Source organism: Nonomuraea sp. NPDC049784, from assembly GCF_040659615.1.
Classification (GTDB): Bacteria; Actinomycetota; Actinomycetes; order Streptosporangiales; family Streptosporangiaceae; genus Nonomuraea.
Genome location: NZ_JBFAMX010000173.1, coordinates 1 through 18,766 on the forward strand (window position 1 = coordinate 1; position 18,766 = coordinate 18,766).

Sequence of the window (18,766 nt, forward strand, 5' to 3'; positions counted from 1 at the left end):
GCAAGGGCTGCGCCGACGCGCTGCGCGGCCAGGGCGCCCGGGTCATCGTGACCGAGATCGACCCGATCTGCGCGCTCCAGGCGGCCATGGACGGCTTCCAGGTGACCACGCTGGACGAGGTCGTCGGCATCGCCGACATCTTCGTGACCGCCACCGGCAACTTCAACATCATCACCGCCGGCCACATGGCGAAGATGAAGCACCAGGCGATCGTCTCCAACATCGGCCACTTCGACAACGAGATCGACATGGCCGGCCTCGCCAAGCTGCCCGGCATCGAGAAGCGCAACATCAAGTCGCAGGTCGACGAGTGGGTCTTCGCCGACGGGCACTCGATCATCGTCCTGGCCGAGGGCCGGCTGATGAACCTCGGCTGCGCGACCGGCCACCCGAGCTTCGTCATGTCCAACTCGTTCACCAACCAGGTGATCGCGCAGATCGAGCTGTTCGCGAAGACGTCCGAGTACCCGATCGGCGTCTACACCCTGCCCAAGCACCTGGACGAGAAGGTCGCTCGCCTGCACCTCGACGCCCTGGGCGTCAAGCTGACCGAGCTCACCAAGGAACAGGCCTCCTACATCGGCGTCCACGTCGAGGGCCCCTACAAGTCCGACCACTACCGGTACTAAATTCTCATGAGCTCCGGGGGGTTTCTCGCCTCCCGGAGCTCTCCCTTTTCGAGGCCCATCACCCGCATCTTGTACAGCTGTGTACGGTGGGTCGCGCCCATCAAACCCATCCGTTACGGGCGGCGCATGGTGGGCCGCGCCCATCAAACCCATCCGTTACGGCTACGCACGGTGGGCCGCACGCGCCGACGTCACCTCCGTCTGTCATGGCCGGTCGTGAAGGCTCGCGGGTTGCTCGCCGTGACGACGCGTATTCTTGGCCATCTTCTTCGCTCAAAGGGCTGGCATGGATCTCTGGGAAAGTGGCGAGCGGCAGATCTCCTGGGCTGCTCGTTCGATGCCGGTTTTGACTGCGATCGGCGAGCGGTTCGGGCTCGAGCGGCCGCTTGACGGGTTGAAGATCGCTGCCTGCCTCCACGTCACCGCCGAGACCGCCATCTTGATGGGGGCGTTGAAGGCCGGAGGCGCCGAGATCGCGCTGGCCGCGTCCAACCCCCTGTCCACTCAGGACGACGTGGGTGAGGCGCTGCGGATGTATGGGATCGGCGTGCACGCGCGCGCGGGGGTCGATCGGGCCACCTACTACCGGCACATTCACCAGGCGCTCGATATCGAGCCCGATCTCGTGCTCGACGACGGGTGCGATCTGGTGAACATCCTCCACACCGAACGTACTGACCTGCTCGAACGTGTCAGCGGCGGCTGTGAGGAGACCACCACCGGGATCATCAGGCTCCGGCAGATGGCCGCGGAGGGCGCGTTGCGGTTCCCCATGGTGGCCGTGAACGACACGCGTACCAAGCGCATGTTCGACAACCGTTACGGCACCGGACAGTCCACGCTCGACGGCATCATGCGCGCCACCAATACCATGCTCGCCGGCCGCACGGTCGTCGTGGCCGGGTTCGGGTTCTGCGGGCGGGGCGTGGCCGAGCGGGCCAAGGGGTTCGGGGCGCGGGTGATCGTGACCGAGATCGACGCCGTGAAGGCGCTCGACGCGACCCTGCAGGGCTACGAAGTGCGGCCGATGGCGCAGGCGGCGATGGTCGGCGACCTGTTCGTCACCGTGACGGGCAACCGCGACGTGATCAGGGCCGAGCACCTGTCGGTCATGAAGGACGGCGCGATCCTGGCCAACGCCGGGCACTTCGACGTGGAGATCGACGTGCGGGCGCTGGACGAGATGGCCGCCGAGGTGCACCGCGGGGTGCGGCCCAACACCGACGAGTACGTCATGCCCGACGGCCGGCGACTGCTGCTGCTCGCCGAGGGGCGGCTGGTCAACCTCACCGCCGCCGAGGGCCATCCCGCGGCCGTCATGGACATGTCGTTCTCCGCGCAGGCCCTCGCCGTGGCCTGGCTGGCGGGCGAGCGCTCCCGGCTGGACCCCGGCGTCTACGACGTTCCCGAGGAGATCGACCACGAGGTGGCCAGGCTCAAGCTGGCCGCCGCCGGCATCGGCATCGACGTGCTCACCCCTGAGCAGGAGGACTACTTGCACTCCTGGCGCGTCGGCTCCTGACCGGCCCGGCGACGGACGGCACGCGAGGCTCCGTGGCCACCGGTTCCCCCGCGGATACGCCCCAGCGCCCATCCGCACTCCGGACCGCCGCGCCCCAGCGCCCCTCGGCCCTCTGGTCGGCACGCCCCCCCAACGACCCGCCGCTACCCCGGCCGTCGCCCGCCGGATGCACCCGCCGGAGTCATGGAGGCGGGACGTCCGACGCACCTGCCAGGACCTTGCCGGACCGGAGGCATGGAGGCGGGACGTCTGACGCGCCTGCCAGGAGCTTGGAAGTGGGGTGCTGGAGGTGCGTCCCCAAGTCCCGGGAAACGGGTGCGGAGGGTGGAAGCCGGTCGGACGGCGTGGAACCGGGGCCGAAAGGGGGCTAGAGGGCGGACTGCATCTCCTGCATGCGGCGGATCTCGGCTGCCTGGGTCACGCTGACGTCGGTGGCCAGTTCCTCGACGCGGATGTGGGAGCCGCTGGTCAGGACCTGCTCCGACATCTTGATCGCGCCGAGGTGGTGGTTGATCATGAGCTGCAGGAACATCCGGTCGAAGTCCTTGCCCTTGGCCGCCTTCAGCGCCTCGAGCTGCTCGGGCGTGGCCATGCCCGGCATGCCGTCGTGCGCGGCGTGATGGTCGGGCACCGACTGCTCCTGCTCCTGCAGCCAGGTCGTCATGAACTGGATCTCCGGTCCCTGGGCGTCCTTGATCCGGCCGGCCAGGCTCTTCAACTTGGCCGAGTCCGCCCGGCTGGGGGCGAGGAGGGCCATGTCCAGGGCCTGCCGGTGATGGATGATCATGTCCTGGACGTACTTGATGTCGGCCGCATTGGCGGTGGCCGAGGGGACGGCGGTGGCGGCCTCGCTCGGCGACAGCGTCTTGGCCTGCTCGCCGGGGCGGCCGGGAGCGATCACCGGCGCGGTCGAGTCGGCGCGCGGGGCCTGCGGCGGAGAGCTGCTGCAGCCGGAGAGGGCAACGACCGTACCCATGACGACAATGAGCGCGGCGCGCACCCAACCTCCCTGACTGACTCGGTCGAGAATGCGCACTCTAGGCCATAACTGGACAAATTTAAAGAGGACGAACCGGAACAAAAATTGACAAGTTGTGTGCTGGCCTGTGGAGGTCGGAAAAGGCGAGGATGACCTAGATTTATGCCCCCTTTATAGGAGATCCCGAGTGTTCACCCTCCGCAGGGCCCTCACCCTGGTGGCGGCGGTCGCGCTGCTGGGCGGCGTGGCCTTACCGGTCCAGGCCGCGGACATCCCGGCTCCCGGCGAGATCGTCATGAGCCCCAACATCAAGCACGTCACCAACGTGCCGAAGCCCGAAGCCCTGGCCGACATCCACACGGACATGGCGTTCCAGGGCGACTACGCCTACGTCGGCAACTACTACGGCTTCTCGATCTACGACATCAAGCACCCGAAGCAGACCTCGCTGGTCAGCTCAGTGGTCTGCCCGGGCGGCCAGATGGACATGTCCATCTACGGCAACCTGCTGTTCGGCTCCGTCGACTCCTCGCGCAACAACGACTCGTGCAGCAGCACCTCCCAGCCCGCCTCCGTCAAGGAGTCGTGGGAGGGCATCCGCATCTTCGACGTCTCCGACAAGACCAACCCGAAGTACATCAAGTCGGTCGAGACGAACTGCGGCTCCCACACGAACACGCTGGTGCCCGACCCCAGGGGCGAGAACGTCTACATCTACGTCTCCTCCTACTCGCCGAGCGACACGTTCCCGGACTGCAAGCCACCCCACGACCTGATCTCGATCATCAAGGTGCCGCTGAGTAACCCGACGGCCGCCACGGTGATCGCGACGCCGAACCTCTTCCCCGACGGCGGCAACCCCGGCGTTCCGGGGTCGTATCCCAACAGCAAGTCCGCCACCACCGGCTGCCACGACATCACCGCGTACCCGGAGAAGGGCATCGCCGCGGGCGCGTGCATGGGTGACGGCATCCTGCTCGACATTCGCGACCCCGAGCAGCCCAAGGTCACCGCGAGGGTGCGCGACGAGGCGAACTTCGCCTTCTGGCACTCGGCCACCTTCAACAACGACGGCACGAAGGTCATCTTCACCGACGAGCTCGGCGGTGGCACCAGGGCCACCTGCAACGAGGCCATCGGCTCGAACCGGGGCGCCAACGCGTACTACGACATCGTGAACGGGCAGCTCCAGTTCAGGAGCTACTTCAAGATCCCGCGCTACCAGGCCGACACGGAGAACTGCGTGGCGCACAACGGCTCGCTGATCCCGGTCAAGGGCCGCGACATCATGGTCCAGGCGTGGTACCAGGGCGGGATCTCGGTGGTCGACTTCACCGACTCGGCGCACCCGCAGGAGATCGCGTTCTTCGAGCGCGGCCCCGACAACACCGCGCCGCCGCTCGACGGCGGATTCTGGTCGGCGTACTACTACAACGGCTACATCTACGGGTCCGACTTCAACCTGGGCCTGGACGTCCTGAAGATCAACGACTCGCGTACCAACCAGGCGAACAGCGTCAAGATGGACTCCCTGAACGCGCAGACCCAGGGGTCGTATCCCGAACACGGCCACTGACGTCAAGCGGCGAGGATCCCGGCGGGTCCTCGCCGCTTTCGCTTTGTCCGGACACACGATCAAGGAGGCTCCGGAGTGTCCAATCCGCGCCGTGCCCTCGTGGCGGTCGCGGCAGCCGTCGCGTTAGCGCTGACCGGCATGCCCGCCATGGCCGCCGACATCCCACCGCCCGACACCGTGGTCACCAGCCCCAACGTGACCCACGTACTGAACATCCCCAAACCCGCCCCGATCGCCTCGACGATCAACACCGACATCGCCTTCCAGGGCGACTACGCATACGTCGGTAACTACGGCGGCTTCTCGATCTACGACATCCGCAACCCCAAGAAGGCCAAGCCCGTCAGCTCGGTCGTCTGCCCGGGCTCCCAGATGGACGTCACCGTCTACGGCAACCTGCTGTTCACCGCCGTCGACTCCTCGCGGAGCGACGACTCGTGCAACAGCACGGCCCTGACCGCCGACCACAAGGAGGCCTGGGAGGGCGTCAGGATCTTCGACGTCTCCGACAAGGCCAGCCCGAAGTACATCAAGTCGGTCGAGACGAACTGCGGCTCCCACACCCTGACCCTGGTGCCGGGTAAGGGCCGCGACCGGGACAAGAACGTCTACATCTACGTCTCGTCCTACAACCCGAGCGCCACGTTCCCCGACTGCCTGCCGCCGCACGACAAGATCTCGATCATCAAGGTGCCGCTCAAGGACCCGGCGTCTGCGGCGGTCGCGGCCACCCCGGTGGTCTTCCCCGACGGCGGCAACGAGACCCAGCCCGGCCTGCTGCTGCCGACCAGCGGCTGCCACGACATCACCGCCTACGCCGAGAAGGACATCGCGGCGGGCGCGTGCATGGGTGACGGCGTGCTGTTCGACATCTCGGACCGGCTGAACCCGAAGATCACCGCCAGGACCACGGACCCGAACTTCGCGTTCTGGCACTCGGCGACCTTCAGCAACGATGCCAAGAAGGTCATCTTCACCGACGAGCTCGGCGGCGGCGGCGCGGCCACCTGCAACGAGGCGACCGGGCCGAACCGTGGCGCGGACGCGATCTATGACATCTCGAACGGGCAGTTCACGTTCAAGAGCTACTTCAAGATCCCGCGCTACCAGGCCGACAGCGAGAACTGCGTCGCGCACAACGGCTCGCTCATCCCCGTCAAGGGCCGGGACATCATGGTCCAGGCCTGGTACATGGGCGGGTTGTCGGTCTGGGACTTCACCGACGCCGCCCACCCGAGGGAGATCGGCTACTTCGAGCGCGGTCCCCGCTCGGCGGGCGGTGGCGGCGGCATCTGGTCCGCTTACTACTACAACGGCTACATCTACGGGGCCGACTTCCACGAGGGCCTCGACGTCATCAAGATCAGCGATCCGCTCACAGACAGCGCCAGGGGTGTCCGTACCGACCGGCTGAACGTGCAGACCCAGGGGTCGTACCAGAACGGGTGGCACGACTGACGGATCCGGCCGCCGGGTAACACGGCCGGCGCCGTGCTCACTGAGGCGGCGCGAACCCGCCCGGAGTCGCCTTCGGCGGCTCCGGCGCGGGTGCGGCCGGAGGCCTGTGGGGCGCACCGACCTGGGAGTTCGGCTGGGGCTGCGCGTAGGGCCCCGGCTGCTGGTACGGCCCCGGAGCCGGTTGCTGGTACGGGCCTGGAGCTGGCTGCTGGTACGGGACTGAGGCCGGTTGCTGGTATGGCCCTGAGATCGGCTGCTGGTACGGCCCCGGCTGCTGGTACTGAGGCTGGAAGCCTTGGGGCGGGAGGCCGTTGCCGGCGCGTTGCGCGAGGCGTACCTGATCCCTCCTGCGGCGCTCGGCCAGGACGGCGCTCAAGTATGCGTGCGGCGGCACTCCGGCCGGTGCCGCGGGCGAGACGAACGCCGCCACCTGGGTCGCGATCCGCACTCCCATCTCGTGCTGAACATGCGGCGACAGGTCGTGCCAGCGCGACAGGTACTGCCTGGCGGCCTGTGCCACCTCGTCGGGGAGCTGGGAGAGCTCCAGCGTGGCCGCCCAGGCCGCCAGCGGCGGCGGCATCACGATGAACTGCCCGGAGTCGCGCGGCGCCCGCTCGGAGATCACGATGGTGCCCGCGAAGACGTCGCCCAGCCGCTTGCCCCGCTGCGAGACCAGCGACGCGATCAGCGCGGGCGCCCCGGAGAGCATCCAGAACTCCACGACCCCGGCCAGGCCCCTGAACAGCGCCTGCCTGAAGCGCTCGGGACTGCCGTCGTCGCCGACCACCCGAAGACCGAGAGCCAGCTTGCCGAGGCTGCGCCCCCTGGAGAGGGATTCGAAGATCACGGGGTAGCCGACCAGCACCAGCACCATGAGCACGATCATCACGGCCCCGAACATCGCCGAGTCCGAGATGACCGCGAACGCCCCCAAGATCGCATAGGTGGCGATCAGCACGGTGAACTGGACGGCCATGTCGATGATGATCGCCAGCGCACGCGAGGGCATCTGGGCGACCCGCACTTCGACGACGACCGCGTCGCCGGTCACAACCTCTGACATATATGGAGCCTAACGGCTATGTCGCCCTGACTGAGCGGCCAGAATGTTCGGGTGGACATCGATGCGTTCATCACAGCACACCGCCCCGTGTGGGACCGGCTCGACTACCTGGTCAAGCACCGCTCGTCGTTGACCGGCGCCGAGGTCGACGAGCTGGTGGACCTCTATCAGCGGGCGTCGACGCACCTGTCCATCGTCCGCTCCTCGTCCAGGGACGCGATGCTGACCGGGCGGCTGTCGGCGCTGGTGGCCAGGGCCAGGTCCGCCGTGACCGGCGCGCACACGCCTGCCTGGCGGGAGCTGGTGCGGTTCTTCACGGTGTCGTTCCCCGTGGTGGCCTACCGGGCGCGGTGGTGGTGGCTGGCGAGCGCGGTGGCGTTCACGGTGGTGGCGTGGGTGATGGGCGCTTGGGTGGCCGCCAATCCCGAGGTGCAGTCGTCGATCGCCTCGCCGGAACAGATCACCCAGCTCGTCAACCACGACTTCGCCGACTACTACTCCGAGAACCCGGCCTCCTCCTTCGCCAGCCGCGTATGGGTGAACAACGCGTGGGTCTCCGCGCAGGTGATCATCTCTTCGGTGCTGCTCGGTCTGCCGATCCCGTACATGCTCTACGCGAACGCCGAGAACGTCGGCGTCTCGGGCGGTCTCATGGCCTCCCGCGACAAGCTGGACATCTTCTTCGGCCTGATCATGCCGCACGGGCTGCTTGAGCTGACCGCCGTGTTCCTGGCGGCGGCCGCGGGCATGCGCCTGGGCTGGACGGTCATCGACCCCGGGCCGCGCCGCCGCGCGGAGGCGCTGGCCGAGCAGGGGCGGGCGGTGATGAGCGTGGCGCTGGGGCTCGTCGTGGTGCTGTTCGTGTCGGGGCTGATCGAGGCGTTCGTCACGCCGTCCGGGCTGCCCACGTGGGCGCGCGTCGGGATCGGCGTGCTCGCCGAGGTGGCGTTCCTGACGTATGTGATCGCCTTCGGCCGCCGCGCCCTCCGCCAGAACGAGACCGGCGACATCGAACGCGCCCCAGACGTCGCCCCCACGGCCTGACCCGCCCACCAAGGGGACAGCCACCAACGCCCCTTCGCCCTCCAAGGGACGGTCACCACGGGCCCCCGGCCTTCCCCAAAGGACGGTCACCGATGGCGGCGGGAGAGTCGCCTACGGTGGGAGGCGAAGTGCGGGCCTAGAGCCGGCCTGCCGCCTTCAGGGCAAGGTACGCGTCCGCCAGCGCGGGGGCGATGTCCTCCGGAGGAGCGTCCACGACCTCCACCCCGTGCCGCCGCAGCCGCGCCGTGATCCGCCGGCGTTCGAGCTGGGTGTGCTCAGCCGCCGCCGCGTCGTACACCTCCTCGGCAGACCCCCGGCGGCCCGCCATGGCCGCCACCCGGGGATCCGACACCCCGGCCACCAGCACCAGGTGACGCGACGACAGCTGGGGAAGCACCGGCATGAGCCCCTCGTCCAGCGCCGCCGAGTTGAGGTCGGTGAGCAGCACGACCAGGCAGCGCCGTTTGGCCCGCGCCAGGATGGCCGCCACCATGCCCTGCGAGTCGGCCTCGATCAGCTCGGCCTCGATCGGCGCCATCACGTTGACCAGCGACGACAGCAGCTCAGTCCGGGAGGCTCCGCTCACCCAGGCGCGCACGGCCCGGTCGTAGGCGAGGAAGTCCACCTGGTCACCGGCCCGGGCGGCCAGCGCGGCCAACAGCAGCGCCGCGTCCATCGACCAGTCGAGCCGCGGCCAGCCGGGCGCCGGGCGCGGATCCGGCCTCACCAGCAGCCCGCCGCCGCCCGGCGCGGCCCCCGTCATGGGGATCGGCGCGTCGCCCACCCGGCCCGCCGACGTACGGCCGGTGTCGATCACGATCAGCACGCGGCGGTCGCGTTCCGGGCGCCAGGTGCGTACCACGACGTCGTGGCGGCGTGCCGTGGCCCGCCAGTCGATGGAACGTACGTCGTCGCCCACCACGTACTCCCGCAGCGAGTCGAACTCCGTCCCCTGACCGCGCACCAGCGCCGGGTGCTGGCCGTCCAGCTCGCGGAGCCTGGCCAGCCTGGACGGCAGGTGTTTGCGCGACAGGAAAGGCGGCAGCACGCGTACCGACCACGGCGCCTGGTGGCTGCCCTGGCGGGCGGCCAGGCCCAGCGGCCCGACCGAGCGCACGGTCACCGCCACGGACGACCGGTCGCCCCGCCTGGTTGGAGCGAGCGTCACGACGATCTTGCGGCGCTCACCTTTGGGCACGTCCAGCTCGGCGACGCGCGGGGTGGCTCCCGCCGACGGCGGCCAGGCGTCCCTGAGCGCGCCGCGTACGCGCCTGGAGCCGGGGTTCTCGACGATCAGCTCGACCGTGGCCCGCTGGCCGAGCCGTACGAGCGTGTCGCCGGAACGGTGGAACCGCAGCGGGCGCACGGCGCCGGCGAACACCAGGTCCACCACGATCGCGGCGGCCAGCAGCAGGCAGACCCCGGCCAGCGCGGCCCCGGGCTGGGGCGCCAGCAGCACCACCACGATCCCGATCGCCGCGATCAGCCCGGCGCGTCCCGTGAGAGCCATCAGCGCACCACCACCGTAAGTGCCATCAGCGCGGGACCGGGACCGAGGCCAGGATGCCGTCGAGCAGGCCGTCGGCGGTCGCGCCCTCCAGCTCGGCCTCGGGCCTGAGCTGGATCCGGTGCCGCAGGGCGGGCCTGGCCAGCGCCTTCACGTCGTCAGGCGTCACGTACGGGCGCCCGGACAGCCACGCCCACGCCCGCGAGGCCGCCAGCAGCGCCGTGGCCCCACGCGGCGAGACGCCGAGCTGCAACGACGGCGAGTTCCTGGTGGCGCGGGCCACGTCCACGATGTAGCCGAGCACCTCGGGCGCCACATGCACCTTGGAGACCGCCTCCCGCCCAAGGGCGAGGTCGTCGGCCGTGGCGACGGCCTTCACCTCGCTCAGGTCGCGCGGGTCGAAGCCGCGGGCGTGCCGTTCGAGCACCGAGATCTCCTGATCGCGCGGCGGCAGCGGCACGGTCAGCTTGAGCAGGAACCGGTCGAGCTGCGCCTCGGGCAGCTGGTACGTGCCCTCGTACTCGACGGGGTTCTGCGTCGCGCACACCACGAACGGGTCGGGCAGCCGCCGCGCCGAGCCCTCAACGCTGACCTGCCGTTCCTCCATCGCCTCGAGCAGCGCCGCCTGGGTCTTCGGCGGGGTGCGGTTGATCTCGTCGGCGAGCAGCAGGTTCGTGAACACGGGCCCCTCGCGGAACTCGAACTCCGCGGTCTTCGCGTCATAGATCAACGACCCGGTCACGTCACCCGGCATCAGGTCCGGCGTGAACTGCACCCGCTTGAAATCCAGGGCCAGGGCCGCCGACAACGTGCGTACCATCAACGTCTTGGCCACGCCGGGCACACCTTCGAGCAGCACGTGCCCCTTGCACAGCAGCGCGATGACCAGCCCCGTCACCACCGCGTCCTGGCCGACCACGGCCTTGGACACCTCGGCACGCAGCGCGCCCAGCGCCTCCCTGGCCGAGTCGCCCAAGCTCGTGACGCGGAAAGTCTCCTCAGAGTTCACTGACCTGCCTTTCGATGAAGTCCAAGTATCCGGCCAACCCGACGAGCCCGGCGTCGTCCACCGGCGGCGGCCCGTACAGTGCCGCGCCGACCTGGTGGGCGTCCTGGCCCGTGCGGGCGGCGAGCGCCGCGACGACCTCCTGCGGCCCAGCCCCCGACCCGAGCCCCAGCCTGGGCGTGAGCCGGTCGATCGTGCCCGCGCGCAGCGAGTCGGCCGCCCGCTGCCTGGCCCGCCTGGCCCGGTAGAGCCTGCCACGGCCCTCGACGGTCTCAGCCGCGCGTACGACGACGGGCAGCTTCTCCGTCACCACCGGGCCCAGCCGCCTGCCGCGCCAGAACGCGGTTATGGCCAGGGCGACGAGCGACATGTAGATCGTCCAGCGGATGCTTTCGGGCATCAGGTCGTACATCGACTTGCCCCGCTCGCCCGGCAGCTCCGCGATGGGCGGGGTCTCGGGGCGTACGAGCCAGGTCACCGGCTTGCCGGTGCCGATCAGGTTGAGCGCGAGCGCGGCGTTGCCGTCCTCGGCCAGGCGCTGGTTGGTCATGAAACTGCCGTCGCCGACGACCGTGGTGACGCCGCTCCCGTTTGAGAAGCTGACCAGCGTGTACCCATCTCCGCCCAGATAGCAGCCGGAGGCCCCCGCCGGGCCGGTGAAGACGGCGCCGCCCATGTACGCGCTGCCCGCGGCCTTGGCGGCGGGAAGTTCGCACTCGGGCTCGCGCGAGCGCGTGCGCGCCGTGTTCAGCTCCCTGTGCACGCCCGGTGCCAGAACGGCGAGGCCGGGCTGGTCGCCGACGATCAGCCGGTCGCCCGGGATCCTGGACAGGGCGTATTCGTCGAAGTACGACATGTCCGTGATCAGCAGCAGCCGGTTGCCCGTCGCCGCCTTGTCCACGGCCGCCTGTACGGAGTCGACCCGGTCCACCGGTACGCCCCGGGACCTCAGCACCTCGGCCAGCGCCTTGGAGCCCGCCAGGGATGTGTCGTCGGGGTCCAGGAGGCGCGACGGGCCCCGCTGGGGGCTGAGCAGCACGCCGGCGATCGCGGCGAGGACGATGATCAGGCCGAGCAGCACGATGATCCGGCTGCCGCGCCAGGTGGAGCGGGCGGTGGGGGAGGTCGAGTAGGACCCGCCGGTCTGTGCCGGCGCGCTGCCGGCCGGGGGTCCCGTGAGCACGCTCATGCCGCCCCACCCGCCCCGTCACCGGGCCGGCCGGGCGCTCCTGACGATGGCCCTTCCACCGGGCCGCCCGGCTGTCCTCCGCCCAGCGCCGGCGGCGGTCCCATCGGCGGTGCGGCGGGCTGTCCTACCGGCGGCCCCGCAACCGGAGCCTCGGGCGCGATCCCGGCCGGAGGGCCCGCGACCGGGCCTCCCGGTACGGGGACGGCCGCGGCGCCGACCGGAGCCGCCGCGCCCACACCCACCGGGACCGGTACCGCGAGCGGGACGGGGCGGGCCTGGCGGAGCTGGTCGTCCAGGGCGGACATCACTTCGTACGCCTCCCGCGTCCCCGGCACCCCGCCGTACGTCACGTCGTCGAACGACCGCGCCGCGGCCGCGAGCCTCGTCGCGAATCCCGGCAGAGAGACGGCCGCCTCGGCGGCCAGTTCGTCAGCGGTGCGCCCGGGCATGCCGTCCACCAGCGCGCGCTCCTCCAGGTCACGCGCGATGGCCCGGAGCCGTTCCTGGATGGCCTCGGTCCAGCGCCCCTCGGCGGCCAGCCCCGCGGAGGCCGCCCGGTGCTCGGCCGCGGTCATCGCCCGCTCACCGAACAGCCCGCCCATGGCGAGCGCGTTCTTGCGCGCGGTCTTGCGGAGCTGCCACGAGATGAGCACGATCACCCCGAGAATGATCAGCACGATCACCACGGCGGCGATGATCCCGCCGGCGGAGCCCCCGCCCGTGGCCGCGTCCATCAGGTCGCCGAGGAACTGCATGACCCGCCGGTAGATCTGGTCGACCAGCGACTCCTTCTCGTAGGCGGGCTTGAGCAGCTCCTCCGCGGCCCTCCGCGCGGCCTCGTCCCGGTCGATCGGGGTGTCGAGGCGGAGACCGGCGGCGGCCGCGGATAGCGCGACCATCAGCACGGTCACCGCCTGGCGGAGTTGGACGGGTGCCAGAGCTCGTCCGCGGATGCGTGCACCCATCCTTGACGCTGCTGCTCGATGGCCGCCGTCTGCAGCACGAGGTCGAACGCCTCGCTACGCATGCGCCGGTCGGCGTAGAGCAGGCCGGCGACCCCCGCCTGGAACGGATAGGTGATCATGGCGCCGAGCGTGCCGCCGATCGCGATCAGCACGGCCGACACGATGGCCGTGGCCGCCGAGCCCGCGCCGAACATGCCGAACATCGTGCCCGCCAGCGTGAAGGGCACCGACAAGATGCCGGAGACCAGCCCGACCAGCAGGGACGTGAGCAGCAGGATGCCGAGCACCCGCCAGAAGTCGCCGGTCACCAGGTGCCACGAGCGGCGCATGGAGTCGATCGGGCCCCTGCCCTCCAGCACCGCGACGGGTGCGGCGAACGCGAAGCGGGTCGTGAAGAACAGGTAGTACGGGATGTACACGACGATGAACAGAAGTATCAGCCCGGCCAGCAAGCCGAAGCTGTCGGAGGAGGCGTTCATCACGATCGCCACGAAGAGCAGCGCGAACACGATCAACGGCACCACCATGATGGCGGCCATCAGCCCCACGACGCCGAACAACGCGGGCACCCGGCCCTTGACGAGCTGCCACGCCTCGCCCGCGCTGAGGTTGCCGCCGAAGACCGCCCGGCCGAGGATCCGGGTCAGTATCCCGGTCAGCAGCGTGACCACCAGGAACTCGACCGCGAAGGAGACCAGGGAGCCGCCGTACTGACTGACCAGACCGGACGCGGTGGTGAGTTCAGCGCCGGACGTGGCCTCGGGGTCGGCGAAGGCGCTGCCCATGGAGTCGAGCACGAACGCCTGACCCACGGCCACCGGCACGGCGGTGAGCAGCGCGGCGACAGCCGACAGGCCGAGCACGGCCTTAGGGTTGGACCGGATCAGCTTGATCGTGCCGTCGAGTATGTCGCCGAGCCCCAGCGGGCGCAGCGGGATGATGCCCGGCCTGAGCGCCGGCGGGTGAGGCGCGTAGCCGTAACCGGGCTGAGGATGCGGATGGGGCGGATATGGTGTTTGGGGCCCGGGTCCGAGTGGCAGCTGTTGCTGAGGGGGCTGGCCATACGGCTGCCCGTAGGGCACCTGCTGCTGCGAGCCCGGCGCGGTCCACGGGGAGGCCTGCGGGGCGCTGTACGGCGGGGGCTGTTCGGCCGACCAGCCTGATGGCGTCTCGGGCGGGGGACCGTGACCGTCTGACATATCCCAATCCTGGCACGCTGAACGGGGCATCGGTGTCACCGGACGGATTCGCGGGCTCATCTTGCCCGCATTCCACGGCGAATCCGGTCAAGGTTCGCGTCCAGGGATGGCAGAAAGTTGCTCTGTTACCGCAGACTGAGATAGCGGTCGCGGGGGGCGGACCTAAAATTCGCCTATTGCATGGCTCATGTCACACTCATGGGCCTACCAAGGGTAACCTTCAGCGGTCGTGCGGGTATGTCCCACAATGCGTAGAACGAATGAGGGGCCATGAAAGGTCGCGTGCTGGTCGTCGATGACGACGCCGCTCTCGCCGAGATGCTGGGGATCGTGCTGCGAGGGGAAGGCTTCGAGCCGTCATTTGTCTCCGACGGCGACAAGGCCCTCGACGCGTTCCGGGATACACGCCCGGATCTGGTCCTGCTCGACCTGATGCTGCCGGGGGCCGACGGCATCGACGTCGCGCGGAGGATCAGGGCGGAGTCGGGGGTTCCCATCGTCATGCTCACGGCCAAGAGCGACACGATCGACGTCGTTCTCGGGCTCGAGTCGGGCGCCGACGACTACATCGTCAAGCCGTTCAAGCCTAAGGAGCTCGTCGCGCGCGTGCGGGCGCGGCTTCGCCGTACCGACGAGCCGACCCCCGAGATCCTCCAGATCGGCGACATCACCATCGACGTGGCCGGTCACTCGGTCAAGCGCGGCGAGGAGACGATCAACCTCACGCCGCTGGAGTTCGACCTCCTGGTCGCGCTGGCTCGCAAGCCGCGCCAGGTGTTCACCCGTGAGGTCCTGCTCGAGCAGGTCTGGGGCTACCGCCACGCGGCCGACACGCGGCTGGTCAACGTACACGTACAGCGGCTCAGGGCCAAGATCGAGAAGGACCCCGAGCACCCCGAGATCGTGGTGACGGTCCGCGGCGTCGGCTACAAAGCCGGCCCCGCCTGATCTTCCCCCTCCCCTGCCATGCCCCCGGCGAAGAAGACGAGGTCCCGCCGACGGACACTCCGCCAGATTCTCGGCGGCGTTCGCCGGCGGGTGCGCCGTGCGGCGGGCAGGACACGGAGCGTGTGGCGGCGCTCGCTCCAGCTCCAGGTGGTCACCAGCACGCTGGTGATCTCCGTCATCGTGGTGGTCGTGCTCGGCACGTTCCTCTCCGAGCAGATCAACAGGCAGGTCGTGTCGAGCAGCCAGCGCTCGTCCGCCAGCGAGGCGTCCGCCGACCGCCTGCAGATCGCCGACGCGCTGACCCCTGAGGCCGACGACCAGACCAAGCCCGCCGACAGCGGCAAGAAGGGCTCGGCCAACCCGCTCGACGACGTCATGGACATCGTCACAGGGTCGGGTGAGAACGGCTCCAAGAAGCGCTACGACGTGCTGATTCTCAACCAGACCGCCCCCGGCCAGTCGCGGGCGTCCGGGGGCGTCGTGCCGCTGAACGTGCCGCTGGGCCTGCAGCGCAACGTGCAGAAGGCCGAGTACGGGAAGGCCGTCGGCTCGATAGAGCGGATCAAGTTCGCCGGGGGGAGCCAGCCCAGGCTCACGTACGTGGTCGGCGGCATCGTGCACGTGCCGTCCACCGGCGAGAGCTACGAGGTCTACCACTTTTTCCCGTTCACGGACGAAGAGGAGCTGCTGTCCAACGTCCGGCTCGCCATCGTCGTGGTGGGCTTCGGGCTGGTGCTGCTGCTCGCCGCCATCGCGTACCTGGTCGCCCGCCAGGTCGTCACTCCCGTACGGCTGGCGCGCCAGGCCGCGGAACGCCTCGCCTCCGGCAAGCTGGACGAACGGCTCAAAGTACGCGGCGAGGACGACCTGGCCCGCCTGGCGAACTCGTTCAACGAGATGGCGGCGAATTTGGCGCTGAAGATCCACCAGCTGGAGGAGCTCTCACAGGTCCAGCGGCAGTTCGTCTCCGACGTCTCCCACGAGCTGCGCACGCCGCTGACGACCGTGCGCATGGCCGCCGACCTGCTCTACGACGCCCGCGAGGACTTCGACCCGATGGCCGCCCGCTCGGCGGAGCTCATGCAGGCCCAGCTCGAACGGTTCGAGTCGATGCTGGCCGACCTGCTGGAGATCAGCCGCTACGACGCCGGCGCCGCCACGCTCGACCTCGACTCCGTGGACGTGCGCGACGTGGTGCTGCGGGCCATCGCCGACTCCGAGGCGCTGGCCGAGCGGCACACGACCCGCTTCGAGCTCCGGCTGCCGAACGAGCCCTGCATGGCCGAGATCGACAACCGCAGAGTCGAGCGGATCCTGCGCAACCTGCTGTTCAACGCCATCGAGCACGGCGAGGGCAGGGACATCGTGGTCACCATCGGCGCCGACCGGGACGCGGTCGCGGTCGCCGTGCGCGACCACGGGATCGGGCTGAAGGCCGGTGAGGACACTATGGTGTTCGACCGCTTCTGGCGGGCAGACCCGTCGCGGGCGCGGACGATCGGCGGCACCGGGCTCGGGCTGGCCATCTCGCGCGAGGACGCCACGCTGCACGGCGGCTGGCTGCAGGCGTGGGGGCAGCCCGGGGAGGGCTCGCAGTTCCGGCTGACACTGCCCAGGACCGCCGGGGCCGATCTGAAGGGCTCGCCGCTGTCGCTGGTGCCGCCCGAGATCGAGATGCGTCGTACGTGGCGTACGGCCATGACACCGGTGCTGCTGCCTGCGTCCGCGGACGGGACCGGCCATGACGAGGACTAGAGGGCCCGCCGCCGTCGCGGGGACGGGGCGACGGGCGAGGGTCTGGCGGCTCGGCGCGGTGGTCGCGATCGTGGCGGCCATGGTGCTGGCGGGTTCCGGCTGCACCGTGATCCCCGTGACCGGCCCGCTCAACGTCAACGAGACCGGCAGCAGCGATCCGCTGAGCAAGCCGTTCCAGCGCATGATCGCCATTTCGCCCCAGAAGAGCTGGGGCCCGGAGCAGACCATCAGGGGCCTGCAGGCCGCCATGGCCGCCTACGCCGACGACCCGACCGTCCTGCCCCAGTACCTGACCCCTGAGGCGCGGGCCAAGTGGAACGCCTCCGGCCCGGTGACGGTGATCGAGGACGGGTTCGAGGTCGCGCCGCCCGCTCCGCGCGACGAGACGGGCCCGGTGCAGAAGATCACGCTCAAGGGCCGGTGGGTGGCGGGGATCAAGGAGGACGACTCGTACGTCCCCACGGCCGGCCCCTGGTCCTTCACGTTCGAGCTCGTGAAGGTCGAAGGGGGCGGCTACCGCGTCAAGGACCTGCCCAACGGGCTGCTGCTCACCAACGCCGACGTGACGCGCGCGTACCGGGCCACGAACCTCTACTACCTGAACGGCAACACCGGGAACAGACTGGTCGTCGACCGTGTGCGCCTGCGGCTGAAGCCGACGGAGACCTACGCGCAGACCATTCTGCAGCGCCTGCTCAAGACCCCGACCGCGGCCCTGCAGGGAGCGGTGACGACGAGCTTCCCGTCCGGCACCAAGATCGTGTCGATCAGGTCGGACGAGCGCGTGGTGATCAACCTCTCGGGCCCCATCGATCTCCTGGACCTGAGCACCGAGGCATCCCTGAAGGCCCAGATCAGGTACAGCCTCAACAAGAACGAGATCGCCAAGGGCCGCGTCATCGAGATCCAGGTGGACGGGGAGCCGTACTCCATCGACCAGCCCAACTCCGACGACCAGTGGCTGGACGACGGCAGCGACACCGCCTACTACGTCAGCAAGGGCGCCGTCCACTACATGGGCAAGGACGGGCCGGCGGCCGCCGTCCCGGGTCCGGCGGGGCAGCCGCGCGAAGGCTACTCGGACTTCGCCCTGTCCAAGGACGGCCAGCTCATCGCGGCCAAGACCTCGACCGGCATCTCGGTGGCGGGGGTGACGCAGAACGGGCGCTGGCAGGAGGTCATCCAGGGCACGAAGCTGACCGCGCCGACGTGGCATCGGGATGGGTCCCTATGGACCTATGACCAGCGGAATGCCGTCTTGTTGCGGTACGACCCGACCAGCGGGAGAGGCCCCGAACGGGTGGCCGCCCCCAAGCTGGCCGGGCTGGACGTCACCCGGCTCAGGATCGCCAGGGACGGGGTGCGGGTGGCGGTGATGACCGGGGAGAACACCGTCCAGATCGGCGCGCTGACGGGCGAGGCGGCGGGGACGATGCTGGGCAACTTCCAGCTCCTGACCACCACCGAGGTGGGGAACAAGATCCTCGATGTCGCCTGGAGCGATGACGAGCACCTGCTCGTGCTGGTGGATAGCAAGGCCGGGCAGATACTCAACGAGATCAACGTGGGGGACGGGGAGGTCGTGGGGGTGCCGTTGAAGGATCGGCTCGAGTCGGTGGCGGCGCTGGACGATCGCGTGCTGGCGGCGGCTACGGCGGATCAGCGCACCAAGATCCTCGAGCTCAACCAGGACCGCCAGACCTGGACCGTCAAGATCGAGTCCGACGCCAGCTCCCCCCTCCTTCCCCTCGGCTGACCCACCGCCAAGGAGTCGTAGGCGCACCGCGAGAAATTGTCGGTCGTGGGCGGCATCCTGGTCCGCGTGCTGAGCGCCGTACTCGATCTCGTCCTGCCTCAAGCCTGCGCCGGGTGCGGGGCCAAAGGGGCGCGGTGTTGCCCGGGCTGCCTGGCCGAGCTGGTCGGCGC

General features: G+C 69.6%; 15 protein-coding genes. 8 read left to right on the forward strand and 7 right to left on the reverse strand.

The genetic code is table 11. The features are described 5' to 3' along the window. Both AB0J09_RS29875 and AB0J09_RS29880 read left to right on the forward strand, forming a co-directional pair. On the forward strand, positions 1 to 629 hold a 629-nt coding region (locus AB0J09_RS29875), incomplete at its 5' end, for an adenosylhomocysteinase (protein WP_360698265.1). A 286-nt stretch (positions 630 to 915) separates the two neighbouring features. Then, complete coding sequence (locus AB0J09_RS29880; protein WP_360698266.1) at positions 916 to 2,151, forward strand: adenosylhomocysteinase; 1,236 nt, start codon at positions 916 to 918, stop codon at positions 2,149 to 2,151. Positions 2,152 to 2,518: 367 nt separating this feature from the next. On the opposite strand, the gene AB0J09_RS29885 is transcribed toward AB0J09_RS29880, so the two are convergent. Beyond that, complete coding sequence (locus AB0J09_RS29885) at positions 2,519 to 3,151, reverse strand: DUF305 domain-containing protein (protein ID WP_360698268.1); 633 nt, start codon at positions 3,149 to 3,151, stop codon at positions 2,519 to 2,521. A 166-nt stretch (positions 3,152 to 3,317) separates the two neighbouring features. Here AB0J09_RS29885 and AB0J09_RS29890 point away from each other — a divergent pair, with 166 nt between their 5' ends. Both AB0J09_RS29890 and AB0J09_RS29895 read left to right on the forward strand, forming a co-directional pair. Next, positions 3,318 to 4,706, forward strand: a complete 1,389-nt coding sequence (locus tag AB0J09_RS29890; RefSeq protein ID WP_360698270.1) for a hypothetical protein — start codon at positions 3,318 to 3,320, stop codon at positions 4,704 to 4,706. A gap of 75 nt (positions 4,707 to 4,781) precedes the next feature. Next, positions 4,782 to 6,164: a hypothetical protein gene (locus tag AB0J09_RS29895; protein ID WP_360698272.1), complete on the forward strand. Its 1,383-nt coding sequence runs from the start codon at positions 4,782 to 4,784 to the stop codon at positions 6,162 to 6,164. 37 nt (positions 6,165 to 6,201) lie between these two features. On the opposite strand, the gene AB0J09_RS29900 is transcribed toward AB0J09_RS29895, so the two are convergent. Next, complete coding sequence (locus tag AB0J09_RS29900; RefSeq protein ID WP_360698275.1) at positions 6,202 to 7,227, reverse strand: RDD family protein; 1,026 nt, start codon at positions 7,225 to 7,227, stop codon at positions 6,202 to 6,204. 51 nt (positions 7,228 to 7,278) lie between these two features. Between AB0J09_RS29900 and AB0J09_RS29905 the strand changes: the two genes are divergently transcribed. Beyond that, the gene (locus AB0J09_RS29905; protein WP_360698277.1) at positions 7,279 to 8,271 is read left to right on the forward strand and encodes a stage II sporulation protein M; all 993 of its coding nucleotides are present in this window, start codon (positions 7,279 to 7,281) and stop codon (positions 8,269 to 8,271) included. A gap of 136 nt (positions 8,272 to 8,407) precedes the next feature. On the opposite strand, the gene AB0J09_RS29910 is transcribed toward AB0J09_RS29905, so the two are convergent. From AB0J09_RS29910 to AB0J09_RS29930, 5 genes are read right to left on the reverse strand one after another with little or no spacing between them, the layout of a single operon-like run. Beyond that, a complete protein-coding gene (locus AB0J09_RS29910) occupies positions 8,408 to 9,781 on the reverse strand; it encodes a DUF58 domain-containing protein (RefSeq protein ID WP_360698279.1) in 1,374 nt (457 codons plus the stop codon). A gap of 25 nt (positions 9,782 to 9,806) precedes the next feature. Further along, the gene (locus AB0J09_RS29915) at positions 9,807 to 10,787 is read right to left on the reverse strand and encodes a MoxR family ATPase (protein WP_360698281.1); all 981 of its coding nucleotides are present in this window, start codon (positions 10,785 to 10,787) and stop codon (positions 9,807 to 9,809) included. Continuing rightward, entirely contained in the window at positions 10,777 to 11,973 is a 1,197-nt protein-coding gene (locus AB0J09_RS29920; RefSeq protein WP_360698283.1) for a DUF4350 domain-containing protein, read from the reverse strand. The genes AB0J09_RS29915 and AB0J09_RS29920 overlap by 11 nt, the downstream gene beginning before the upstream one ends. Beyond that, on the reverse strand, positions 11,970 to 12,884 hold the full coding sequence (locus AB0J09_RS29925; RefSeq protein ID WP_360698285.1) for a DUF4129 domain-containing protein: 915 nt from the start codon (positions 12,882 to 12,884) through the stop codon (positions 11,970 to 11,972). Before AB0J09_RS29925 ends, AB0J09_RS29920 begins: the two co-directional genes overlap by 4 nt. Then, the gene (locus tag AB0J09_RS29930; protein ID WP_360698287.1) at positions 12,881 to 14,137 is read right to left on the reverse strand and encodes a glycerophosphoryl diester phosphodiesterase membrane domain-containing protein; all 1,257 of its coding nucleotides are present in this window, start codon (positions 14,135 to 14,137) and stop codon (positions 12,881 to 12,883) included. Before AB0J09_RS29930 ends, AB0J09_RS29925 begins: the two co-directional genes overlap by 4 nt. Before the next feature lie 270 nt (positions 14,138 to 14,407). On the opposite strand from AB0J09_RS29930, the gene mtrA reads away from it, so the two are divergent. The 3 genes from mtrA (at position 14,408) to AB0J09_RS29945 (ending at position 18,596) form a co-directional block, all read left to right on the forward strand. Next, a complete protein-coding gene (gene mtrA / locus AB0J09_RS29935; protein ID WP_043620615.1) occupies positions 14,408 to 15,085 on the forward strand; it encodes an MtrAB system response regulator MtrA in 678 nt (225 codons plus the stop codon). Between the two features lie 120 nt (positions 15,086 to 15,205). Next, positions 15,206 to 16,840, forward strand: a complete 1,635-nt coding sequence (gene mtrB / locus AB0J09_RS29940) for an MtrAB system histidine kinase MtrB (protein WP_360698290.1) — start codon at positions 15,206 to 15,208, stop codon at positions 16,838 to 16,840. Continuing rightward, entirely contained in the window at positions 16,827 to 18,596 is a 1,770-nt protein-coding gene (locus AB0J09_RS29945; RefSeq protein ID WP_360698293.1) for an LpqB family beta-propeller domain-containing protein, read from the forward strand. The genes mtrB and AB0J09_RS29945 overlap by 14 nt, the downstream gene beginning before the upstream one ends. Positions 18,597 to 18,766: the final 170 nt, after the last annotated feature.